This window comes from Paraburkholderia phytofirmans PsJN (assembly GCF_000020125.1).
GTDB classification, from domain to species: Bacteria; Pseudomonadota; Gammaproteobacteria; order Burkholderiales; family Burkholderiaceae; genus Paraburkholderia; species Paraburkholderia phytofirmans.
Window position 1 is genome coordinate 1,738,039 of sequence record NC_010681.1, and the last position, 23,353, is coordinate 1,761,391.

At 64.2% G+C, this 23,353-nt stretch carries 22 protein-coding genes; 19 read left to right on the forward strand and 3 right to left on the reverse strand.

All coding sequences use genetic code 11. The features are described from left to right. The first annotated feature begins 209 nt into the window (after positions 1-209). The 4 genes from BPHYT_RS07635 to BPHYT_RS07650 all read left to right on the forward strand — a co-directional run bounded on the left by BPHYT_RS07635 (position 210) and on the right by BPHYT_RS07650 (position 4,460). Positions 210-1,289, forward strand: a complete 1,080-nt coding sequence (locus tag BPHYT_RS07635; protein ID WP_012432573.1) for an LLM class flavin-dependent oxidoreductase — start codon at positions 210-212, stop codon at positions 1,287-1,289. An 11-nt stretch (positions 1,290-1,300) separates the two neighbouring features. Next, positions 1,301-2,125, forward strand: a complete 825-nt coding sequence (locus BPHYT_RS07640; RefSeq protein ID WP_012432574.1) for a class II aldolase/adducin family protein — start codon at positions 1,301-1,303, stop codon at positions 2,123-2,125. A gap of 128 nt (positions 2,126-2,253) precedes the next feature. Further along, positions 2,254-2,862 (forward strand): cysteine dioxygenase family protein, encoded by a 609-nt coding sequence (locus tag BPHYT_RS07645; RefSeq protein ID WP_012432575.1) that lies wholly within the window; start codon positions 2,254-2,256, stop codon positions 2,860-2,862. Continuing rightward, positions 2,859-4,460, forward strand: coding sequence for a rhodanese-related sulfurtransferase (locus tag BPHYT_RS07650; protein ID WP_012432576.1), 1,602 nt, complete (start codon positions 2,859-2,861; stop codon positions 4,458-4,460). The genes BPHYT_RS07645 and BPHYT_RS07650 overlap by 4 nt, the downstream gene beginning before the upstream one ends. Before the next feature lie 5 nt (positions 4,461-4,465). On the opposite strand, the gene BPHYT_RS07655 is transcribed toward BPHYT_RS07650, so the two are convergent. Beyond that, complete coding sequence (locus tag BPHYT_RS07655; protein ID WP_012432577.1) at positions 4,466-5,377, reverse strand: LysR family transcriptional regulator; 912 nt, start codon at positions 5,375-5,377, stop codon at positions 4,466-4,468. Between the two features lie 185 nt (positions 5,378-5,562). Here BPHYT_RS07655 and BPHYT_RS07660 point away from each other — a divergent pair, with 185 nt between their 5' ends. The 13 genes from BPHYT_RS07660 (at position 5,563) to astE (ending at position 19,634) form a co-directional block, all read left to right on the forward strand. Continuing rightward, positions 5,563-6,549 (forward strand): ABC transporter substrate-binding protein, encoded by a 987-nt coding sequence (locus BPHYT_RS07660; RefSeq protein WP_041758851.1) that lies wholly within the window; start codon positions 5,563-5,565, stop codon positions 6,547-6,549. 560 nt (positions 6,550-7,109) lie between these two features. Continuing rightward, positions 7,110-7,661 carry a hypothetical protein gene (locus BPHYT_RS07665; RefSeq protein ID WP_012432579.1) on the forward strand — a complete coding sequence of 184 codons (552 nt, stop codon included), beginning with the start codon at positions 7,110-7,112 and terminating at the stop codon, positions 7,659-7,661. A gap of 28 nt (positions 7,662-7,689) precedes the next feature. Continuing rightward, positions 7,690-8,643, forward strand: coding sequence for a patatin-like phospholipase family protein (locus BPHYT_RS07670; RefSeq protein WP_012432580.1), 954 nt, complete (start codon positions 7,690-7,692; stop codon positions 8,641-8,643). 269 nt (positions 8,644-8,912) lie between these two features. Next, positions 8,913-9,602: an ABC transporter permease gene (locus BPHYT_RS07675; RefSeq protein ID WP_012432581.1), complete on the forward strand. Its 690-nt coding sequence runs from the start codon at positions 8,913-8,915 to the stop codon at positions 9,600-9,602. Positions 9,603-9,606: 4 nt separating this feature from the next. Continuing rightward, positions 9,607-10,320: an ABC transporter permease gene (locus BPHYT_RS07680; RefSeq protein ID WP_012432582.1), complete on the forward strand. Its 714-nt coding sequence runs from the start codon at positions 9,607-9,609 to the stop codon at positions 10,318-10,320. Positions 10,321-10,401: 81 nt separating this feature from the next. Continuing rightward, positions 10,402-11,193 (forward strand): ABC transporter ATP-binding protein, encoded by a 792-nt coding sequence (locus BPHYT_RS07685; RefSeq protein ID WP_012432583.1) that lies wholly within the window; start codon positions 10,402-10,404, stop codon positions 11,191-11,193. Positions 11,194-11,218: 25 nt separating this feature from the next. Continuing rightward, positions 11,219-12,268 carry a GlxA family transcriptional regulator gene (locus BPHYT_RS07690; protein WP_012432584.1) on the forward strand — a complete coding sequence of 350 codons (1,050 nt, stop codon included), beginning with the start codon at positions 11,219-11,221 and terminating at the stop codon, positions 12,266-12,268. A gap of 141 nt (positions 12,269-12,409) precedes the next feature. Continuing rightward, positions 12,410-13,645 (forward strand): aspartate aminotransferase family protein, encoded by a 1,236-nt coding sequence (locus BPHYT_RS07695; RefSeq protein WP_012432585.1) that lies wholly within the window; start codon positions 12,410-12,412, stop codon positions 13,643-13,645. A 41-nt stretch (positions 13,646-13,686) separates the two neighbouring features. Further along, positions 13,687-14,745: an arginine/ornithine succinyltransferase subunit alpha gene (aruF, locus tag BPHYT_RS07700; RefSeq protein ID WP_012432586.1), complete on the forward strand. Its 1,059-nt coding sequence runs from the start codon at positions 13,687-13,689 to the stop codon at positions 14,743-14,745. Further along, entirely contained in the window at positions 14,742-15,782 is a 1,041-nt protein-coding gene (gene astA, locus BPHYT_RS07705; RefSeq protein ID WP_012432587.1) for an arginine N-succinyltransferase, read from the forward strand. Before aruF ends, astA begins: the two co-directional genes overlap by 4 nt. Positions 15,783-15,784: 2 nt before the next feature. Continuing rightward, positions 15,785-17,248 carry a succinylglutamate-semialdehyde dehydrogenase gene (astD, locus tag BPHYT_RS07710; RefSeq protein WP_012432588.1) on the forward strand — a complete coding sequence of 488 codons (1,464 nt, stop codon included), beginning with the start codon at positions 15,785-15,787 and terminating at the stop codon, positions 17,246-17,248. Between the two features lie 9 nt (positions 17,249-17,257). After that, positions 17,258-18,598: an N-succinylarginine dihydrolase gene (gene astB, locus BPHYT_RS07715; protein WP_012432589.1), complete on the forward strand. Its 1,341-nt coding sequence runs from the start codon at positions 17,258-17,260 to the stop codon at positions 18,596-18,598. Next, on the forward strand, positions 18,582-19,634 hold the full coding sequence (astE, locus tag BPHYT_RS07720) for a succinylglutamate desuccinylase (RefSeq protein WP_238535638.1): 1,053 nt from the start codon (positions 18,582-18,584) through the stop codon (positions 19,632-19,634). The genes astB and astE overlap by 17 nt, the downstream gene beginning before the upstream one ends. 67 nt (positions 19,635-19,701) lie before the next feature. Here astE and gstA read toward each other — a convergent pair whose 3' ends face one another. Then, positions 19,702-20,322 (reverse strand): glutathione transferase GstA, encoded by a 621-nt coding sequence (gene gstA / locus BPHYT_RS07725; RefSeq protein WP_012432591.1) that lies wholly within the window; start codon positions 20,320-20,322, stop codon positions 19,702-19,704. A gap of 126 nt (positions 20,323-20,448) precedes the next feature. Here gstA and BPHYT_RS07730 point away from each other — a divergent pair, with 126 nt between their 5' ends. Beyond that, positions 20,449-21,357: a LysR family transcriptional regulator gene (locus BPHYT_RS07730; RefSeq protein WP_012432592.1), complete on the forward strand. Its 909-nt coding sequence runs from the start codon at positions 20,449-20,451 to the stop codon at positions 21,355-21,357. Between the two features lie 246 nt (positions 21,358-21,603). Further along, a complete protein-coding gene (locus tag BPHYT_RS07735) occupies positions 21,604-22,398 on the forward strand; it encodes an ABC transporter substrate-binding protein (RefSeq protein WP_012432593.1) in 795 nt (264 codons plus the stop codon). A gap of 94 nt (positions 22,399-22,492) precedes the next feature. Here the strand turns inward: BPHYT_RS07735 and BPHYT_RS07740 are convergent, their stop codons facing one another. Then, the gene (locus BPHYT_RS07740; protein ID WP_012432594.1) at positions 22,493-23,251 is read right to left on the reverse strand and encodes an acetoacetate decarboxylase; all 759 of its coding nucleotides are present in this window, start codon (positions 23,249-23,251) and stop codon (positions 22,493-22,495) included. Positions 23,252-23,353: the final 102 nt, after the last annotated feature.

Genomic DNA, 23,353 nt, shown 5'->3' on the forward strand with positions numbered 1-23,353 from the left:
TTGCTCACGCAGGGCGTTGAAAAGGCAAACAGGCAAAACGCCGAGCGGGAGACGCTTAAGCGTTACATGCAAACCCGATATAGATATGGCCGATCAATATTTAACAAGCGCATGTCGCGCTGCTACCTTAACCCCTCGCACGAAAGCCATGCATCCAGCCAGTTACGTCACCGCCCCGCCGGGCAGAAACCATTCAGGGAGACACGAACGTGTCCATCGAATTCATCGGCATGATCCAAACCCGCAAGGTGTCCGAAACCCACGCGGCGCAAGGTCCCGTCATCGACATCGATTACGTCGGGCAGTTTGCGCGCGCGCATGAAGAAGCGGGCTTCGACCGTATTCTCGTGCCGCATCATGCCACCAGCCCCGATGCGCTGTTAACCGTCGCGCACGCGGCGAGTGTGACCAGCAAGGTGCACTTCATGCTCGCGCATCGGCCGGGTTTTGTCGCGCCGACGCTCGCCGCCCGTCAGCTGGCAACGCTCGATCATTATTCGGGCGGCCGCCTAGCAGTACACATCATTTCCGGCGGTGACGACACCGATCAGCGCCGCGACGGCGACTTCCTCACGCACGACGAACGCTACGCCCGCACCGACGAATACCTGCATATCCTGCGGCGCATCTGGACCGAAACCCAACCGTTCGATCACAACGGCCAGTACTACCGGTTCGAACAGGGCTTCTCGGAAGTGAAGCCCGTGCAGCAGCCGCATATTCCGGTGTATTTCGGTGGGGCGTCGGCGCCCGCGCTCGAAATCGCCGGCCGTCATGCGGACGTGTACGCGCTATGGGGCGAGTCGAAGGCGCAGGTGCGCGGGCAGGTCGCCCGCGTGCGCGCGGAAGCCGCGAAGCACGGCCGCAGCGTGCGTTTCTCGGTGTCGTTCCGGCCGATTCTCGCGGCCACGGAAGCGGCGGCCTGGGCGCGCGCGGAGCACATTCTCGAAGAGACGAAGCGGCTGCGCGCGGCGCAAGGCATCGGCGTGGGCGGCCCGGCGCAGAGCGAAGGTGCACGACGCCTGCTCGCGGCATCGGGCGAATCGGATCGTGCGGACGAGCGTTTGTGGACCGGCGTCGCAAAGGAAATCGGCGGACGCTCGAATTCGACCGCGCTGGTCGGCACGCCGGAACAGGTGGCCGACACACTCGCCGAGTATTACGCGCTCGGCGTCTCGACGTTCCTCATCCGCGGCTTCGACCCGCTGGAAGATGCCATCGACTACGGTCGCGAACTGATTCCCGCCACACGCGAACGCATCGCGCGCGTCGAGCGCGTGGCGGCGTGAACGGAGGCGCGATGACCGATCTTTCTCTCACCGCATTCGCGAAGGAACCGCCGGCGATCCAGCGTCACGCGCCGGTGCGCAAATTCTGGTTCGACGACATTGCGCCGCGCGAGAGCATCGCGGCGGAACGCCGCTACCGGCAGGAGCGGCTCGCGGTGGCGTTTCGTCTGTTCGCGCGCTACGGTTTCGATCAGGGGCTCGCCGGCCACATCACCGCGCGCGATCCGGAGTGGCCCGATCACTTCTGGGTCAATCCGTTCGGCAAGCATTTCAGCCGCATCCGCGTGTCCGATCTGTTGCTGGTGAATGCCGAGGGCGAGATCGTGGTCGGCGAGGGGCCGGTCAATCAGGCGGCCTTCGCGATTCACGCGGCGATTCACGAAGCGCGTCCCGATGTGATCGCGGCGGCGCACACGCATTCGCTGTATGGCAAGGCATGGTCGACGCTGGGCCGCACGCTCGATCCGCTCACCCAGGACTCCTGCGCGTTCTATCAGGACCACGCGTTATTCGACGATTTTCGCGGCGTCGTGCTCGATACCGGCGAAGGTGCACGCATTGCCGCGGCGCTCGGCGAGCGCCGCGCCGTGATCCTGAAGAACCACGGCATTCTCACCGCTGGCCCGAGCGTGGAAGCGGCGGCGTGGTGGTACATCGCGCTCGACAACGCATGCCACGCGCAATTGCTCGCTGAAGCCGCGGGCACGCCGCAAGCGATTCCACACGATATGGCCGCGCTCACGCATGAGCAGGTCGGCCGCGCGAGCGGCGCGCTGTTCGCGTTCCAGAGCCTGCTGGAAGGGCTGGTCGAAGCCGAGCCCGACGTCCTCACCTGAACGCTCCACACGACGACTCAAGATTCGAATCCTTCGCGCGTGCCGCCGTGATCGAACGGCGCCTCGCTGTCGCAACGTGCGTGAGTGCCGTCAATCAGCGCCATCCAAACCTATCTTTTGAACTATCGATGACCCAAGCCCTGAGGCCGGAGCGCCTGCGCGCGTTCGCCGGCCGGATTGCGTCGCTTGTCGACGAAGCGGCGCCCGAAGCGCATCTGCTGGAACACGGCGGCGCCGCGCTGCGCGAGCTGATCGCGCATGACGACTGGCTGCCCGACGCCTTCGCGCAGCCCGATCCCGAGCGATATCAGCAATACCTGCTGTACGCGGATGCGCGGCAGCGTTTTTCAATCGTCAGTTTTGTGTGGGGACCCGGTCAGGCGACGCCGGTGCACGATCACACCGTGTGGGGTTTGATCGGCGTGCTGCGTGGCGCGGAAATTGCACAGGGTTACCGTATTGCCGACGACGGCACGCTGCAACATAACGACGCGCCCAGGCGGCTCGACGCCGGCGCAGTGGATGCGGTGTCGCCGCGCATCGGCGATGTTCATCGTGTGAGCAACGCATTTAGTGACCGTACGTCGATCAGCATTCACGTGTACGGTGCAAATATCGGTGCGGTGAAGCGGTTCGTCTATCCGGACGGCCCCACCCGCAAGCCGTTTATCTCCGGCTACGCGAACGACGTGTTGCCGAATATATGCAATGTTGCGAAGGAGTCCCCGATCTCATGAGTTTCGTTCAGGCATTTCGTACCCGATCATTCGAAGACGTGCGCCGCGCGCTGCTCGATCGCGAGGAAATCGCGCTCGTCGACGTGCGCGAGGAAGATCCGCATGCCCGCAGTCATCCGCTGTTCGCCGCCAATCTGCCGCTGTCGCGGCTCGAACTCGACGCGCCCGTGCGCTTGCCGCGCCAGGCGGTGCCGATTGTAGTGTTCGATTCCGGCGAAGGGCTCGCCGAACGCGCCGCGCACCGTCTCACCGAGCTGGGCTATACCGACGTCGCCTTGCTCGAAGGCGGTCTGCAAGGTTGGCGCGAGGCCGGCGGCGAACTGTTCCAGGACGTCAACGTGCCGAGCAAGGCATTCGGCGAACTGGTGGAAAGCGTGCGTCATACGCCGTCGCTGGCCGCACCGCAAGTGCAGGCGCTGCTCGATCATGAAGCCGACGCGGTGGTGCTCGACGTGCGCCGCTTCGACGAATATCAAACCATGAACGTTCCCGGCAGCATCAGCGTGCCGGGCGCGGAGCTGGTGCTGCGCGCGCGTCAGCTTGCGCCGAATCCGGCGACGCGAATCATCGTCAATTGCGCGGGGCGCACGCGCAGCATCATCGGCGCGCAGTCGCTGATCAATGCCGGCGTGCCGAATCCGGTCGCGGCGCTGCGCAATGGCACGATCGGCTGGACGCTGGCCGGGCAGGCGCTCGCGCACGGCAGTTCGCGCCGCTTCGAGCCGATCACCGACGATCAGTTGCGCCTCGCCGCCGCCGACTCGGCGCGCGCCGTGGCGGATCGTGCGAGGGTGGGCCGCACGTCACGCGACGAAGCACGCCGCTGGGCCGGCGAAGCGGTACGCACCGTCTATCGCTTCGACGTGCGCACGCCGGAAGAATACGAAGCGGGCCACGTGCCCGGGTTTCGCAGCGCGCCGGGCGGCCAGCTCGTGCAGGAAACCGACATGTTCGCGCCGGTGCGCGGCGCGCGCGTGATCCTCGCGGACAACGACGGCGTGCGCGCGAACATGACCGCGTCATGGCTCGCGCAGATGAACGTCGAGGTGTATGTCGTCGATGGTTTGATGGCGGCCGACTTCGGCGAGAAGGGCGCGGCGCCCGCGGTCCGCCACGCGCCCACGCCGCCCGACGCCGATGAAATCACGCCGGCCGGCCTGGTCACGCTGCTGCAATCGCGCGGCACCGCCGTGCTCGATTTCACCAGCAGCGCGAACTATGTGAAGCGCCATATTCCCGGCGCGTGGTTCGTGATTCGCGGCGAACTCGAAAAGGCGTTGCACAAGCTGCCGGATGCGCAGCGTTATGTGGTGACCTGCGGCAGCAGTCAACTGGCGCGCTTCGCCGCGCCCGACGTTGCGGCGCTGACTGGCAAACCGGTGCAGGTGCTGAGCGGCGGCACGGCGGCGTGGATCGAAGCGGGCTTGCCAGTGGAGAGCGGCGAGACACGCATGGCTTCGGCGCGCATCGATCGTTACCGCCGTCCTTATGAAGGCACCGACAACGCCCGCGAAGCAATGAACGCGTATCTGGAATGGGAGTACGGTCTCGTCGCGCAACTTGGGCGCGATGGCACGCACGGGTTTCGCGTGATCTGAGCGCCTCAGGCCGCGCGCTGCGCGCGTGCCTCCTTGAACTGCCGCTCGACAGCCGCGCCGAAGCGCTCGACCGGCTGTTGCAGTTTGCCAAGCACGCGCGGTTGCACGAGCCAGATATCGATGAGCGGCTTGAAGTCGCTGATCGGAATGATATCGAGCGCGTCCGCGTGGGTGCTCGCCTGGAGTAAAGGCAGCGGCACGAGGCCAAGACCGTTGCCATCCGCGACGAGCTGCAATTGCAATTCGGTGCCGAGCGTTTCGAGGTTCAACTTGAGGGCGAGCCCGAGCCCGGTGAGCGCGCGTTGCAGGCCGTCGCGGAAACCGCAGCCGTCCGGGTTCAACACCCAGCCGATCGACTGGCATTCCGCCAGCGTATGCGCGCGCTTTTTCAGCAGGCCTTTCTGCGCGACCACCGCCAGTTTGATGCGGCCGAGTGAACGGGCCGAGAGCGCGTCGTCGAAGGTCTTGTTGCTGGGCAGCAGGATCGCGGCGGCGTCGAGCTCGCCCTGTTCCACGCGTTGCAGCAACTGGCTGCCCCAGCCGGTCGACGCGCGCGCCTGCAGATCCGGATAGTCCGTCTTCAAACCGCGCATCGCCTCGCTCAACGCGATATCCGCGATGGTCTGCGCGACGCCGAGACGCAGCGTGCCGACCGGCGGTGTATCCGTGGCGACCATTTCGCGCAGTACGTCGAGTTCGCGCTGGATCACGCGGCATTGTTCGTAGACGATGCGTCCCGTGGCCGTCGCCTTGAGCGGACGCGTATTGCGGTCGAGCAGTTCGACGCCGAGCGCCTCTTCGAAATTCTGCAGACGGCGGGTGATCGCCGGTTGCGTGAGGCCGAGCGCGAGCGCTGCCTGCTGCAGCGATTGACAGCGAATCACGCTGACGTAGGCGTCGATTTCGTCGATCTTCATGATGAGCGGTAACGGATGGAAGCACGAGAATCCGCCCGATGATACCCGCGCCGGCGCGTGATCGCGTCGAGTCGCGCAAGAAAATTTCGCATATTTGCTTAGCAGAATAATGCGTTTGTCTTATACAAAGGCCTGCCTTATCGTCGATGGCAAATCAACTCGTTGCCACGACGTACGCGCTGCCCATGACGACCTCCCGTTTTTCTTTCGCAATCCGATCTTTTGTGAAACGCGCGTTGTCCACAGCGCCTCGCGTCGCCGCGCTCGCGGCGTCGGCCGTGCTGTGCGCTGCGCCTTCATACGGAGCCGATGTGCCGGTGCTCAAGGTTGGCGACCAATCCTTGCAAACGCGCGGCATTCTCGAAGCGTCCGGCCAGTTGAAAGACCTGCCGTACAAGATCGAATGGTTCAACTTCCCGGCGGCGCAACCGCTCGGCGAAGCATTGAATGCGGGCGCGGTCGACGTAGGCGGTCTCGGCGATGCGCCGCTCGTCTTCGCGCTGGCCGCCGGTGCGCGGGTGAGGGCGGTCGCGGCGACGCGCTCGAATCCGCTGGATCTGGCGATCGTCGTCGGCGCGCAGTCGCCGCTCCACGACGCGGCGAGTCTGAAGGGCAAACGCATTGCCACGACGCGCGGCTCGATCGGCCACTACCTCGCGCTCGCCGCATTGAAAAAGGCCAACGTGCCGCTCACCGACGTGACCTTCGTATTCCTCGCGCCCGCCGATGCAAAAGCCGCGCTCGCCTCGGGCAGCGTCGATGCATGGTCGGTCTGGGATCCGTACACCGCGCTTGGCGAAGCGCGCGATCACGACCGCATCATCGCTAACGGTGTCGGTCTCTCCGAAGGGCTCAGCTATCAGGTCGCGACTGAACGCGCGATCACCGACAAGCGTGCGCAACTCGCCGACTTCCTGCGGCGCGTGGCGATCGGCCAGCGTTGGGCGCTCTCGCATCCGGACGAAGTCGCGACGATGCAGTCGCGTGTCACGGGCCTGCCGACCGATGTGCTGAAGACCGTCTATCAGCGCGGCCAGGTGCATCCGGTGGCGATCGACGACAGCGTCGTGGCCGCCCAGCAGCGCACGGCGGATACCTACGAAGCCGCCAACGTGATCCGCGCGCACCTGGACGTGCGCACGAGCTTCGACCGCAGCTTCCCTCTGCCTTGACACGGCCGCGCCTCGACTCGCCCGAAGCGTCTCGTCGCAAGACGCTAACAACCTCGCCGCACAACGCAAATCATCTGCCGATTCGGTGTAAACGCGCTCTCGTCTAAACCCGCCAATCCGTTTAGATTAACTGCACTTGGAAGGCTTATCGAGGGACCAGGGCGGCCAATCAAGCAGCGGTTTGCCATTCCGGCGATGGCGCAAGGTGAGCAGCCAAGGTTGCTCACCGCTTCGTCCGGAACCAGACCGCTGCGCGTCGTCCGCGGTGCTTCGTTTTCAGGTGGCCCCAAGGGCCGCTTCCATTTTCCGGTTGACCGTAATCGACCGACCCAGCGACGCTTTGCACAGCGTCGCCTTTTTGCTTGTGGCGACGGTTTTCAACGTGCCTTGCCACGCGCGCTCCCGCCATCGCCCCCGCTTGCCTGCGCCATCGTGTACGACTGCGCACACCGCCTTGCCGCGCCCGCTCGCGGTTTTCCTCGTGCGCGGTTATCCTGTAGCAGACACTACACAACGGGATGCGGCCCTCGCGGCCTGCGTCCGTACAGGAAAAACTCGCTGTGAGCTTCAAACTGCTGACTGTCGCCATGCTGGCCGCGTGCGTCGCGCTGGCCGGTTGCGACGACCAATCGAGCGACCGCGCCGTGCAAAAACTCAAGGAATTCTTCAACGCCGTCAAACCGGATGCGTTGCTGCTCAAGGACATGACGCCGGGCGTCACGACCGAAGCGCAAATCCGCGACCAGTGGGGCAAGCCGGAAACCGAGCGCACCTTCACCGACGGTTCCAAACGCTTTGAATATCCGCGCGGCCCGCAAGGCCTGAATACGTACATGGTCGACATCGATCGCGACGGCAAATTGCAGGCGATCACCCAGGTGCTCACGGCGGCCAACTTCGCGAAGATCCGTATCGGCATGAGCGAGGACGAAGTGCGCCGCCTGCTCGGCAAACCCGGTCAGGTCGCGGTGTTTCCGCTCAAACCGGAAACCGTGTGGAGCTGGAAGTGGCGCGAAGGCGGCGTGACCGAAGAGGGTATCTTCAACGTGCATTTCGACCAGTTTCAGAAGGTGTACACGACATCGCGCTCGGACGTGATCCGTGGGCGATAGCAGGTAGAAGACAGAAGCGGGGAAGAAGATGATTCGTCGACGTCGATACAGCCGGATCGGGCTGGTGTTAGGGGGCGGCGCCGCGCGCGGCTGGGCGCATATCGGTGCGATTCGCGCGCTGCACGATGCGGGCATCAAGCCCGATGTGATCTGCGGCACGTCGATCGGGGCGCTGGTGGGCGCGGTGTACGCGAACGGCGATCTCGACTGGCTCGAGGAATGGGTCTCGCGGCTCACGTGGCAGACGGTGGTGCGCCTGCTGGATCTGCGGCTCTCGGGCGGCCTGCTCGGCGGGCGCAAAGTGATCCAGCTGTTCGCCGACAAATTCAACGGCCGCTCGATCGCGCAGTTGAACATGCCGTTCGCGGCCGTCGCCACCGAACTCGATTCGGGCCGCGAGAGCTGGTTGCAGGACGGCAGCGTGGTCGACGCGGTGCGCGCCTCGATTGCGATCCCCGGGATTTTCACGCCGGTGTGGCACAACGGCGTCTGGCTGGTGGACGGCGGCCTGAGCAACCCGGTGCCGGTTTCGGTGGCGCGCGGCATGCGCGCGGACTGCGTGATCGCCGTCGATCTGAACAACGACATTCTGAATGGCCGCGATTTCGGCGGCGCGGTGGTCGACACGCCCGCCATCGATCCGACGGCGCCGCCGCCGCTCGCGCTGCGCCGCAACGGCAAGCCCTGGCCGAAGTGGCTCGCGCCCGCCGACGCACGCGTCACCGACGACGTGCGCGTGCCGCCCGCACCGAGCGCACGCGTGCCATCCATGCTGAGTTCGATTGCGCAGAGCATCGACATCATGCAGGTGCGGATTACGCGCAGCCGCCTCGCGGGCGAGCCGGCGGATATCCTGATTCAGCCGCGCCTGGGCGGCATGGGGATTTTCGACTTTCATCGCGCGGCGCCGGCCATCGAGGAAGGGCGCGCGGCGGTGGAATATATGCTGCCGGCGATCCGCGCAAGGCTGGGGATCGATTAGCGTCTATCGAAAAAGCGACCCGAAACTTGCTAAATCGCGGCGGCGCCCCGCACGCGCTTTCCGCCTTACAAACGCCAATGCCCTGCAAAACCAAGCCCTGCAAGCCGCGCAGCGCGCCAAAGCACGTCTTGTTGCATCGCAACAAAGCCTGCGCGCGCCTTTGAGAAATTAATTTTCGCTTGCGAGACTGCGCGCCATGCTGGACGAGTGGGGCAGACACAAGCCGACACCATCCGGTACATCCTCAAACAACCTGGATGGAGACACGCGTGTTCCTATACGGCTTTGGTCCGGTGTTGCTGGCCGGCACGATCCAGACGATCGAGCTGTCCGTCCTGTCGCTGGCGGCCGCCGTGCTGCTCGGTCTCGCGGGCGCAGCGGCGAAACTCTCGTTCAACCGCCCGCTGCGGGCAATCGCGACCGGCTATACGACGCTGATCCGCTCAGTGCCCGACCTCGTGCTGATGCTGCTGCTGTTCTACAGCATCCAGATCGCGGTCAACAATCTCACCGACGCGCTGAACCTCCCGCAGTTCGATATCGACCCGTTCGTGGCCGGCGTGCTGACGCTCGGCTTCATCTACGGCGCGTACTTCACCGAGACCTTTCGCGGCGCGTTTCTGGCGGTGCCGCGCGGCCAGCTCGAAGCGGGCAGCGCGTACGGCATGAGCGGCGCGCGCGTGTTCACGCGCATCCTGTTCCCGCAGATGATGCGTTTCGCGCTGCCGGGCATCGGCAACAACTGGCAGGTGCTGGTGAAAGCGACGGCGCTGGTGTCGATCATCGGTCTCGCCGACGTGGTCAAAGCCGCGCAGGACGCCGGCAAAAGCACCTTCAACATGTTCTTCTTCATCCTGGTCGCCGCGCTGATCTATCTGGCGATCACCACCGCGTCGAATCTTGTGCTGATCTGGCTGGAAAAGCGCTATTCGATCGGCGTGCGGCACGCGGAGCTCTGAGACCATGATCGACATCCTCAATCAATTCTGGCGCGCGTTCCTGTACTGGGACGGCCAGCGCATGTCCGGACTCGCGGTCACGCTGTGGCTGCTGGTGGCATCGGTCGGGATCGGTTTTTGTGCGGCGATTCCGCTGGCGGTGGCGCGCGTGTCGAAGAAGCGCTGGCTCTCCACGCCGGTGCGTCTTTACACTTACGTGTTTCGCGGCACGCCGCTGTACGTGCAATTGCTGCTGATCTATACCGGCATGTACAGCCTCGAATTCGTGCGCTCGCATCAACTGCTGGACGCATTTTTCCGCAGCGGTTTTCACTGCGCGATTCTCGCCTTCGCACTGAACACCTGCGCGTACACCACGGAGATTTTCGCCGGCGCGATCCGCTCGACCTCGCACGGCGAAGTGGAAGCGGCGCGCGCCTACGGCATGAGCTGGTTCACGATGTACCGGCGCATTGTGATACCGTCCGCGCTGCGCCGGGCCTTGCCGTTGTACAGTAACGAAGTGATCCTGATGTTGCACGCCACCACGGTCGCCTTTACGGCCACGGTGCCGGACATCCTGAAGGTGGCGCGCGACGCGAACTCGGCCACTTACCAATCGTTCGATGCGTTCGGCCTCGCGGCGCTGATTTACCTCGTGGTGTCGTTCGTGCTGGTGGCTTTGTTCCGTCGCGCCGAGCGTCATTGGCTGGGTTACCTGGCGGTGCGCACGCATTGAATCGCGCCGTGTTTGCAGTGGGCGGCGCGTTATTCTCGCGCGGTCACCTAGATTGATCCGTATTTTCAAAGGGAGAGCATCTTGCTCCACACGACTCAAACCGAAGCTTGCAAGCTCGCCGTACAGGACATCCACAAGCGCTACGGCGACAACGAAGTGCTCAAGGGCGTGTCGCTCAATGCGAACAAGGGCGACGTGATCAGCATCATCGGCGCGAGCGGGTCGGGCAAGAGCACCTTCCTGCGCTGCATCAATTTCCTCGAGCGGCCGAACGCCGGGCAGATCGTCGTCGACGGCGAGATGGTGAAGACGAAAACCGATCGCGCCGGCAATCTCGAAGTCGCCGATCACAAGCAGTTGCAGCGAATCCGCACGAAGCTCGCCATGGTGTTCCAGCACTTCAACTTGTGGGCGCACATGAATGTGCTCGAGAACATCGTCGAGGCGCCGATTCACGTGCTGGGTCTGAAGCGCAAGGAAGCCGAAGACCGCGCGCGCGAATATCTGGAGAAGGTCGGTCTCGCGCCGCGCCTCGAAAAGCAGTATCCGTCGCATCTGTCGGGCGGGCAGCAGCAGCGTGTGGCGATTGCCCGCGCGCTGGCCATGAACCCCGACGTGATGCTGTTCGACGAGCCGACTTCCGCGCTCGATCCCGAACTGGTCGGTGAAGTGCTGAAGGTCATGCAGAAGCTCGCCGAAGAAGGCCGCACGATGATCGTCGTTACGCACGAAATGGGTTTCGCGCGCAACGTGTCGAACCATGTGATGTTCCTGCATCAAGGCCGCACCGAAGAAGAAGGCCTGCCCGCTGAAGTGCTCAGCGCGCCGCGTAGCGAACGGCTCAAGCAGTTCCTGTCCGGCAGCCTGAAGTAACGCGCGGTTCGCGCGGATTCACTCGATGGCTCGCACGTCCAACCCGGCTCGCACCACGCAGGTTGCCATCGTCGCCTTGCCGCCCGTGTCGATGTCGGGCGTCGGGCCGATTGTCGACGCGCTCAATCTCGCCAACGAAATCGACGGCCGCGCGCTGTACCGCGTGCAGGTGTGCTCGTGGGACGGCCGCGCGGTGCCGCTCGCGGGCGGCGCGCACTGGCCCGCCGACGCCGCGTTCGGCGACGCGATTGCATGCGACTGGCTGATCATCGTCAGCGAGCGCTTTCAGCAATTCGCCGACTATCGCCTCTTTCTCGCCAGCCTCTCACGCGTCGGGCAGCGCACGCCGCTCGTCACCGGCATTCATCACGGCGTGTGGTGGCTTGCCATGGCAGGGCAGTTGTCCGGCTATCGTGTGAGCGTCAACTGGGAAACCTATCAGCAGTTCTCCGAGCAGTTCGAACGCTCCATCGTCACGCAACAGATCTTCGAAATCGACCGCGATCGCGCAACCTGCGCGGGCGGCCAGGCGACTGTCGACTTCATGCTGGCGATGATCGGCCGCGAGCACGGCCCCGAACTCGCGGACCGGATTGCCGACACGCTCGGCGTCGGCGTATTGCGCGCGGGCGAGGAACGTCAGCGCATTCCGTTCGTGACCGCGCCGGGCGAGCGTCATCCGCGCCTGAACGACGCGTTGCTGCTGATGGAAGCGAATATCGAAGACCCGCTCACCACCGACGAGATCGCCGGTCTGATCGGCGTGTCGCGGCGGCAATTGGAACGCCTGTTTCGCCAGTATCTCGGCTCGATGCCGTCCAAATACTATCTGGGGCTGCGGCTTTCGAAAGCGCGCACGCAATTGCAGCGCACCAGCAAGTCGGTGGTGCAGATCAGCCTGGCTTGCGGGTTTTCGTCGGCGGCGCACTTTTCGAATGCGTACCGTGAACGCTTTGGTGTCACACCGCGCGAGGATCGTCGTAACTGGATCGACAAGCAGACTGGCGCAAGCGGCGCCGCGGCCAGCGAGCCGCGGCCCGGCGCGCTGATCGAGCGGCCGGATCAGGCGGATTGAAGCGAGCGGGTGCGCGGCCCGGGCCAAACTGTGGCGCGATTCGCGTGGAACCTCATAGAAAGCGTCGCGTATGCGCAAGACGTATCGCGTGCGGTTTCCTACACTACCTGTATTACCTCTCACCTGTAACGAGGATTTGCCATGAACGACCTGACAGTGACACGCCAGACCTTCGACGAAGTCATGGTGCCGGTGTTTTCGCCCGCCGCCTTCGTACCGGATCGCGGTCTCGGCTCACGCGTCTGGGATACGCAAGGCCGCGACTATATCGACTTCGCCGGCGGCATCGCCGTCACCGCTCTGGGCCATGCACATCCTGAGTTGCTGAACGTGCTGCACGAACAGGGCGGCAAGTTGTGGCATATCGGCAATGGTTACACCAACGAGCCGGTGTTGCGCCTCGCCAAACGCCTCGAAGACCTGACGTTCGCCGACCGCGCGTTCTTCGCCAACTCGGGCGCGGAAGCGAACGAGGCCGCGTTGAAGCTGGCGCGCCGCGTCGCGTTCGACCGCCACGGCGCGGATAAATACGAAATCATCTCGTTCACGCAGTCGTTCCATGGCCGCACGTTCTTCACGGTCAGCGTAGGCGGCCAGCCGAAGTACTCGGAAGGCTTCGGCCCGGTGCCTGCCGGCATCACACATCTGCCGTACAACGACATCGAAGCCGTGAAGAAAGCCATCGGCGCGCAAACCTGCGCGGTGATCGTCGAGCCGATTCAGGGCGAAGGCGGCGTGATCCCGGCTGATCCGGCGTTCCTGAAGGCGTTGCGCGAAGCCTGCGATCAGCACGGCGCACTGCTGATTTTTGACGAGGTACAAACGGGTGTGGGCCGCAGCGGCTATTTCTACGCGTACCAGGAAACGGGCGTGACGCCGGACATTCTCACCACGGCGAAAGCGCTCGGCAACGGTTTCCCGATCGGCGCGATGCTGACCACCAACGAACTGGCCGCGTATTTCAAGGTCGGCGTGCATGGCACAACATACGGCGGCAATCCGTTGGGCGCGGCGATCGCTGAGAAGGTGGTCGAGTTGGTCAGCGATCCGAAGCTGCTCGAAGGCGTGCGCTCGCGCAGTGAAGCGCTGAAAGGCCACCTCGCGAAGCTGAACGAACGCTTCGGCCTGTTCACGGAAGTGCGCGGCCGGGGTCTTCTGATCGGCGCGGAATTGAACGAGGCGTTCAAGGGCCGCGCGAAAGATTTCGTCACGGCAGCAGGCCAGCACGGCGTGATCATGCTGATGGCCGGTCCCGACGTGCTGCGTTTCGTGCCGTCGCTGATCATGCCGCTCGACGACATGAACGAAGGCTTCGAGCGACTCGCCAAGGCCATCGAAAGCATTGTCGGCGCGAAGGCCGAAGCCGCGTCGAACTGATCCACGGCATTGATCATGCGTCACATTCAACAGGAACGATGATGCTCTTCGTACGCCCAGGCCGCCTCGCCGATCTCGACGCGCTCGAACATATGGCGCGCACCGCGCAACCGGTGCTGCATTCCCTGCCGCACGACCGGCGTGCGCTCGAAGCGCGCGTCGCGTTATCGGAAGACTCGTTTCGCGCGGAAGTCGATTTTCCGGGCGAGGAGTTCTATTTGTTCGTGCTCGAAGATTCGGAGAGCGGCAAGCTGATGGGCACGGCGAGCATTGTCGCCGCGGCCGGTTATTCGGACCCGTTCTACGCGTTTCGCAATGACGCGCTGATTCATGCGTCGCGCGAACTGCATGTGAACCGCAAGATTCACGCGCTGACCATGTCGCATGAGTTGACCGGCAAGAGCCGCCTCGCGGGCTACTACATCGATCCGTCGCTGCGTGGCGACGCCGCCGCGCATCTGATGTCGCGCGCGCGGATGATGTATATCGCCGCCAATCGCAAACGCTTCACGCCGGAGGTGTTTTCGCTGCTGCTCGGCGTCACTGACGAGAACGGCGTATCGCCGTTCTGGGAAGCAGTGGGGCGCAAGTTCTTCGGCCGCAACTTCGCCGACATCGAGATCGAATCGGGTGGCCGCAGCCGCACGTTCATCGCCGAAGTGATGCCCACGTATCCGATCTATGTGCCGCTGCTGCCCGAGGCGGCGCAGCGCGTGCTCGGCGAGCCGGATTCGAAGGCTTTGCTCGCGTATGACATCCACCTTGAAGAAGGCTTCGAGACGGATCGCTATATCGACATTTTCGACGCGGGCCCGGTGTTGACCGCGCAGGTGGATCGCAGCGCTTGCGTGACGCGCAACGAAACGCGTGTGGTGCACGAGAACAATGCGTCTGCCGACGGTTCGACGTATCTGATCGCACATAACGGCGCCGATGGCGAGTTCCGCTGCGTGCTCGGCGAATTGGCAGCGGGTAAAGAAGCCGGCGCGTCGTTGCCGCACGCGGCGGGCGCGGCGCTCGGCGTCGAAGAAGGCGATACGGTGCGCTGCGTGCGGCTGCACCAGCCGCATCGGGATGAACAATCGGGAGAGGCACAATGATCGTCGTTCGCGTTGTGCAACGAGGCGATGTGGACGCGCTCATGCGGCTCGCGCAGGAAACCGGTCCGGGACTGACCACCTTCAAGCCGGATCGCGACGCACTCGCGGCACGCGTGGAACGCGCGCGCCGCACGATGGAAGACAAGGCCGAGGCGCATGAAGCCGGCTACTTCTTCGTGATGGAAGACACCGACACGGGCGACGTCGCCGGTGTGTGCGGGATCGAAACCGCGGTCGGGCTGCAACAGCCGTTCTACAACTATCGCGTGAGCACGGTGGTGCACGCGAGCCAGGACCTGGGCATCTGGACGCGCATGCGCGCGCTGAACATCTCGCACGACCTGACGGGCTACGCCGAAGTGTGCTCGCTGTTCCTCAGCCCGCGTTATCGCACGAGCGGCGTGGGCGGTTTGCTCTCGCGTTCGCGCTTCATGTTTCTCGCGCAGTTTCGCGAGCGTTTTCCGCAGCGTCTGTGCGCGGAATTGCGCGGCCATTTCGACGCCGAAGGCACCTCGCCGTTCTGGCGCGCAGTCGGCTCGCATTTCTACCAGATCGATTTCAACGCGGCGGACTATCTGAGTTCGCATGGCCGCAAGGCGTTTCTCGCCGAGTTGATGCCGCGCTATCCGGTGTATGTCGAGTTGTTGCCGGAAGAGGCGCAGCAATGCGTCGGCCTCACGCATAACGACACGATTCCCGCGCGCCGCATGCTCGAATCCGAAGGGCTGCGTTACGAGAATCACGTCGATATCTTCGATGCCGGTCCGGTGCTCGAATGCCATATCGCCGACTTGCGCACGGTGCGCGAGAGCGTGGTGGTGCCGGTTGAAATCGCGCCGTCGAGCGCCTCGGGCGCGCCGCAGGATGGACCGAAATCGATGGTGTCGAACACCTCGCTTGGCGATTTTCGGGTCGGCGTGGTGGCGGGTGTGCCGCAGGACGGCGTGTTCCGCCTGAGCGCGACCGAAGCCGCGGCACTCGACGTCAAGGCAGGCGACCTCGTGCGCGTGCTGCCGCAGAAACACAAACAGGGATGATCATGAGCGAGCTTTTCATCGACGGCGAATGGGCCGCCGGCACAGGACCCGCATTCGCGTCGCACAACCCGGGCACGGGCGCGGCGGTATGGGAAGGCAACAGCGCCTCGGCGGACGACGTCGACCGTGCGGTGCGCAGCGCACGCCGCGCCTTCCCCGCGTGGTCGGCGTTGAGCCTCGACGAGCGTTGCGGCGTGGTGCGCCGCTTCGCCGCGCTCGTGACGGAGCGCAAAGAGGCGCTGGCGGAAGCGATCGGCCGCGAAACCGGCAAGCCGTTGTGGGAAGCGCGCACCGAAGCGGCTTCGATGGCGGCCAAGGTCGAGATCTCGATCCAGGCCTATAACGAACGCACCGGCGAAAAGCGTTCGGCGATGGCGGACGGCACAGCCGTGCTTCGGCATCGTCCGCATGGCGTGGTGGCGGTGTTTGGGCCGTACAACTTTCCGGGCCACTTGCCGAACGGGCATATCGTGCCGGCGCTGATCGCGGGCAATGCGGTCGTGTTCAAGCCGTCGGAACTCGCGCCCGGCGTGGCCGCGCTCACCGTGCAGATCTGGCGCGATGCAGGTTTGCCCACGGGCGTGCTGAACCTCGTGCAAGGCGAGAAGGATACCGGCATTGCGCTGGCGAATCATCGGCAGATCGACGGGTTGTTTTTCACGGGTAGTTCGGATACCGGAACATTGCTGCACAAGCAATTCGGCGGCCGCCCGGAAATCGTGCTGGCGCTGGAAATGGGCGGCAACAATCCGCTCGTGATCGGACCAGTGGCTGATGTCGATGCCGCCGTGCATCACACGATTCAGTCGGCGTTTCTCTCGGCGGGGCAGCGCTGCACGTGCGCGCGCCGTATTTTCGTGCCGAACGACGCGGGCGGCGATCGTTTCATGGAGCGCTTCACCGAAGTCACGTCGCGCATCACAGTTGGTGAATACAACGCCGATCCGCAGCCGTTCATGGGCGCCGTGATTTCGGCGCGTGCCGCGTCGCGACTTGTCGCCGCGCAAGAACGCCTGCTGGCCGACGGCGCCAAGGCGTTGCTCAAGATGGAGCAGCGCGATCCGAAACTCGGTTTCGTCACACCCGCAATTCTCGACGTGACGAATGTCAAGAATCTGCCGGACGAAGAACACTTCGGTCCTTTGGCGCAAATCATCCGCTACGGTAGCTTCAACGAAGCGCTGGAGCAAGCCAACGACACCGAATTCGGCCTCTCCGCCGGCCTGCTTGCCGACGACGAAGCGCTCTGGACGCACTTCCAGCGCACCATCCGCGCCGGCATCGTCAACTGGAACCGGCCGACCAACGGCGCATCGTCGGGCGCGCCGTTCGGTGGGCCGGGCCGCTCGGGCAATCACCGGCCGAGCGCGTATTACGCTGCCGACTACTGCGCGTTCCCGATGGCGTCCGTCGAAAGCGCGCAACTGCAAATGCCCGCGAGCGTCTCGCCGGGCCTTCAATTCTAAGGATCGACGATGCAAGCCACTGAAGCCAATTTCGACGGTCTGGTCGGCCCGACCCACAACTACGCGGGGCTCTCGTTCGGCAACGTCGCCTCGCAGAACAACGAGAAGTCGATTGCGAATCCGAAGGCGGCGGCGCGTCAGGGCCTGCGCAAGATGAAGCAATTGGCCGATCTCGGCTTTCATCAGGGCGTGTTGCCGCCGCAGGAGCGTCCGTCGATGCGTCTGTTGCGCGAGCTCGGTTTCTCCGGCGACGACGCCACCGTAATCGCGCGTGTGGCCAAAGACGCGCCCGAGTTGCTGGCCGCCGCGAGTTCGGCGTCGGCGATGTGGACCGCGAATGCGGCGACCGTGAGCCCATCCGCGGATACGCACGACGGCCGCGTGCATTTCACGCCGGCCAATCTGTGCAGCAAGCTGCATCGCGCGATCGAACACGAGTCGACGCGCCGCACGCTGCGCGCGATCTTCAACGACGCCGACCGCTTCGTGGTGCACGAGGCGCTGCCCGGCACGCCCGCGCTCGGCGACGAAGGCGCGGCGAATCACACGCGCTTCTGCGCGGACTATGCGGCACGTGGCGTCGAATTCTTCGTGTATGGCCGTAGCGAGTACCGTCGCGGTCCGGAGCCGAAGCGCTTCCCGGCGCGTCAAACTTTTGAGGCGAGCCGTGCGGTCGCGCATCGTCATGGCCTCGCCGAAGCGGCGACGGTGTACGCGCAGCAGAACCCCGACGTGATCGACGCGGGCGTGTTCCATAACGACGTGATCGCGGTGGGCAATCGCAACACGCTGTTCTGTCATCAACTGGCGTTCGTCGAACAGAACGCGGTGTACGACGAATTGCGCTCGAAGCTCACCGAGCTGAAAGCCGACTTCAATGTGATCGAAGTGCCGGACGCGCAGGTGAGCGTGGCCGACGCCGTCACCTCGTATCTGTTCAACAGCCAACTGCTGACGCGCCCCGACGGCAAGCAGGTGCTGGTGGTGCCGCAGGAATGCCGCGAGAATCCGCGCGTGGCCGCGTATCTCGACGGTCTGACGTCGCATGCGGGCCCGATCGACGACGTGCTGGTGTTCGATCTGCGTGAAAGCATGAAGAACGGCGGCGGCCCGGCGTGTCTGCGTCTGCGTGTCGTCCTCGACGACGCGGAGCGCGCGGCGGTGACTCAAGGCGTGTGGATCAACGACACGTTGTTCGGCCGACTGGATACGTGGATCGAAAAACATTATCGTGACCGCCTCGCGCCGGCCGATCTGACCGACCCGCAATTGCTCGCCGAATCGCGCACCGCGCTCGACGAACTCACGCAGATTCTCGGTTTGGGTTCGCTGTATGACTTCCAGCGCTGAGCGCGGTATGCCGGTGCCGCTGCTCGACGATTTCCTCGCCTACACGCTGGCGGGCACGCGACCGGCCGCGAGTGAAACACAGGGTACGTGTGCAGGCGGCGTGCGCTGGTCGTGGCTGGACGACGGCGTGCTGTTGATGGAGCCCGCAGCGCAGGACGAGAGCGTGCGCAGCGTGCTCGTCTCCGCCGGCGTGCACGGCGACGAGACCGCGCCGATCGAACTGCTGGGTTTTCTGGTGCGTGACATCGCGCAAGGCACGGCCGCGCTGACTTGCCGCCTGCTGGTGATTCTCGGCAACGTCGACGCCATGCGCGACGCGTGCCGTTATCGTGACGACGATCTGAATCGCCTCTTCAGCGGCCGTCATCTGCAAGTACCGCAGAGTTACGAAGCACCGCGTGCCGCCGCGCTCGAACAGGCAGCGACGCAGTTCTTCGCGGCAGCGTCGAACAAGTCTGGCGCGCGTTGGCATATCGACATGCACACGGCGATCCGCGCGTCCGCCTTCGAACAATTCGCGTTGCTGCCGCATACCGGCAAGCCGTTTTCGCGCGCCATGTTCGAATGGCTCGGCGAGGCGCGTATCAGCGCGGTGCTGTTGCACACCACGAAGGGCAATACGTATTCGCATTTCACCGCGCAGGTATGCGGCGCCGAGGCGTGCACGCTGGAGCTCGGCAAGGTGCGTCCGTTCGGTCAGAACGATCTGACGCGTTTCGCTGGCGCCGACCACGCGGTGCGGCACCTGCTGGCGGGCATGCGTGGCCACGTTCGTGCGGACCTGCCGCGCGCTTTCACGGTGATCGATCAGATCACCAAGCAAAGCGACGCGTTCGAATTGCTGGTTGCCGCCGATGTCGCGAATTTCACGCCGTTCGCGAAAGGCACCGTGCTTGCGCGCGACGGCGAGTACCGCTATGTCGTGCAGCACGACGAGGAACGGCTCGTGTTTCCGAACGCGACCGTCAAGCCCGGGTTGCGCGCCGGCTTGATGGTCGTCGAGACGACGCAGGACACACTCTCAAAGCTCGTGTAGTTCACTACTGTGCAAGACCCGAACGTTGCGCGCCGGGGCGCGCAACGTTTCTCACTCGCGTGGCTGGTTAAGCCGCGTTCGCGCGGATCAAACCTTCCGCCACCATCGCTTGCCGCACCTTCGGCCGTGCCGCAACGCGCTCCAGATACGCTTTCAGCTTCGGATAAGCACCGAGGTCGATCGACAGCATGCGCGCCCAGCTCAGCACGGTGAACGCATATGCATCGGCGACGGAGAACTGTCCCGTCAGATAGTCGCGTGCCGCGAGCACTTTTTCGAGTTCGCTAAAACGGGTGGCGAGTTTGGCGCGGCATTCGGCCTTCGTCGATTCTGCCGTCTCCTGATGCCAGAGCCACGGGCTGAACGTCTTGTGCAATTCCGTGCTGATGTACGTGAGCCAGCCGAGCGCTTCGAGCCGTTGTGGCGAACCCGCACGCGGCAGCAAATTCGACTCGGGCGCAAGATCGGCGACGTATTGCAATAAGGCAGCGCCTTCGGTGTGGCGAGAGCCGTCGGCGAATTCGAGCAGGGGCACATAGCCGCGCGGCGAGATCGCGTAATAGTCTTCGCCGTTGGCGAGCTTGTGCGTTTGCAGATTGACCTTGATGCCTTCGAAGTCGAGATCCGCTTCGCGCAGTGCAATGTGAACCGCTAACGAACAGGCGCCCGGCGAGTAATAGAGTTTCATGTTTTCACCGCCATAGATGAGGTTGAAGTCCCGGCAGGTGCCGGTGGCAAAGCTCGTCGGCCGACAAGTCCGTGTGGTAAAAGTAGCCCGAATCGCGTTTCGAATAAACAGGCGGCTTGCCAAACCATGCGTGCAAAAACGCAATACGAACTGACTTCGGCGGATACGCAGACCATTCTCGCGCTGGTGCGCGCCGGCACGCTGGCGGAAGCCGCGCTGCGTCTGGGTATCGACGCCTCGACCATCTTTCGCTCGGTGCAGCGGATCGAACGCGGGTTGGGACAGCGTTTGTTCGAGCGCTCGCGCAGCGGCTATCGCGCCACGCCGCTCGGCGCGCAACTGGCGCGTCACGCCGAGCGCATTGAGAGCGAACTGGCGGCGGCGCGCTCCACGGTGCAGGCGAGCAGCGACCGCGTGTCCGGCAGCGTTCATGTGACGACCACCGATACCGTGCTCTACGGTCTGCTGTTACCCGCGCTGCGCGATTTCGCGGCGCTGCATCCGGCGTTGTCGTTCGAGCTGACGGCGACCAACAGTCTCGCGAGCCTCACCAAACGCGACGCCGATATCGCCGTGCGCGCCACGCGCCGCGCGCCGGATCATCTGGTCGGCAAGCACGTGGGTCCGCTGCGTATCGCGGTATTCGCCGCGAAAAGCAGCGGCATTCACGCGACCGATGTCGATGCGCTGGCGCGTTGCGACTGGGCGGCCCCGGACGCCTCGCTCGGCGATCACCCTTCGGTGCTGTGGCGCAAGCGTCATTGCCCGATAGTCGAGCCGCGCTACAAGACCAACAGCGTGATGGCGGTGTTCGAACTCGTGGTGCGCGGTTTTGGCGTCGGCATCTTTCCGACCTTTCTCGCGCGCGGCCGCGACGATCTCGTGCAATTGACGCCGCCGCTCGACGAAGCCGAGTCGCAGGTGTGGGTGCTCGCGCATCCGGAGTCGCGTCATTTGCCGCATGTGGCTGCCGTCTATACGCATCTGTCGCAGCAGCTCAGCGGCGATTATGCAGCGGGCGACGGCGCACGCTAACGCGTTCCGCTTTGCCTGAGCGCGACAGCTATTTACACCTTTACGCGTGAGCCCAAAGCGCGTGCCCACCGACGACGCCCGCGGCGCGCCCGCAGGCGCGGCAAACGCAGCCTGTACAATCGCCGCCTCGCGGCTGTTGCGCTGCACCACACCGGCCGCACGAGTTTGAATCGCAATTTTGGCGCGGCAATCATGCTTGCGCGGATTCGGCTCCGTCTTATTCAATACCGTAGAGGAACACCCGTAATGAAGATGAATTGGCGAAACATAGCTGCGCTCGCGCTGTTCGCGGCGGCATCGGCAACGGCCGGCACCGCTGCGGCGGCCGATATCAAGGAAGTGCATTTCGGCGTCGAGGCGTCGTATGCGCCGTTCGAATCGAAGTCGCCGTCGGGCGAGCTGCAGGGTTTCGACATCGACGTCGGCAATGCCGTATGCGCGAAGCTGAAGGCCAAATGCGTGTGGGTCGAGAATTCGTTCGACGGTCTGATCCCGGCCTTGCAGGCGCGCAAGTTCAACGCCATCAACTCGGACATGACGATCACGGATCAGCGCCGTCAGGCGGTCGACTTCACGGATCCGATCTACACCATCCCGAATCAGATGATCGCGAAGAAGGGCAGCGGTCTGCTGCCGACGCCGGCCTCGCTCAAGGGTAAGCATGTCGGCGTGCTGCAAGGCACGATTCAGGAAACTTACGCGAAAGCGCGTTGGGCGCCGGCCGGCGTCGACGTCGTGCCGTATCAGACGCAGGATCAGATTTACGCCGACCTCGCTTCGGGGCGTCTCGACGCTGCCTTCCAGGACGCGGAAGCCGCGTCGAAGGGCTTCCTGAAGAAGCCGCAAGGCGCGGGCTTCGAGTTCGCCGGTCCGGCCGTCACCGATGAGAAACTGCTCGGCGCGGGCGTCGGCTTCGGCGTCCGCAAGGGCGACAAGGCCTTGAAGGACGCGCTGAACCAGGCGCTCAAGGAACTGAAAGCGGACGGCACGATCGACCGTTTCGCAGCGAAGTACTTCGACGTGAAGGTGGTGTTGAAGTAACGCACGTCTTACGCGACTCGTTGTAGCTGATGCAAACGGCCGCTGAGAGCGGCCGTTTGCATTCGAGGCGGCGCCAGAGGCGAGCGCTATCCGGTCAACGCGCGTTCGCTTCCGGCTGATCGAGATAATCGAATACCACTTCGCCGAGACCGAGCGTTAGATCGGCAAGCAGATGGCGCGCCTCGACGATCTCCAGCACCGGCAATTCCGCAACCGGCGCGAGCGCGTGATGCGCCAGTTCGAGCGCGGCCGGCCCGGTCCATGCGCCTTTCAGATCGATGTCCTGCAGGTAGTAGCGCACCAGTTCGCAGATGCGCGGCGTGCCGTCCACATGCGGAATCACCTTGAGCAAAAAGTTGGGCGTTTCGAGGCGCTTTTTCTGCTGCGCCAGATCGAGCTGCCGATGCTTGTAGCCCATCGTGCCGGTGGCGATGCGCACCGGACCGTAGTCGAGCGTGCCGACGAGCGTGTCGGTATGAACCGCAAGCACCGGATTCGCGAGCTTCTTCGGAAAGCCCCACAGTTCGCGGCCGCCGGCGATGGGCGGATGGTCGTCTAGATACATAGCCAGCGTGTAGCCGCCCGCCACGCCCTTGTACGACACCGGGATCACCTGGCCGCTTTCCGTGTAGTCGCCGAAACCCGTCGAGTCCGGCATGCGGATGAACTCGTAGTGCACCAGCGGCTCGCCGATTTCGAGTGGTTCGGGCACCACGGCGCGCAGTTTGTCCGGATCGGTGCGGTAGGTGATGATCAGAAATTCGCGGTTGATGAACCGGTACGGGCCCATGGGGAATGCCGGGCTCGTGATCGGCATGGCGAAGGCATTTGACAGCACGCTTTTGACGTCCATGTTTTTCCTTGGTGGTTAAACGCGATTGGAACGCTTCTGCACTGCACAAGAGTATCGTCGATTCCGCGTTGCCTTGCGCTCAGACTGCTCTCCAATTATTTC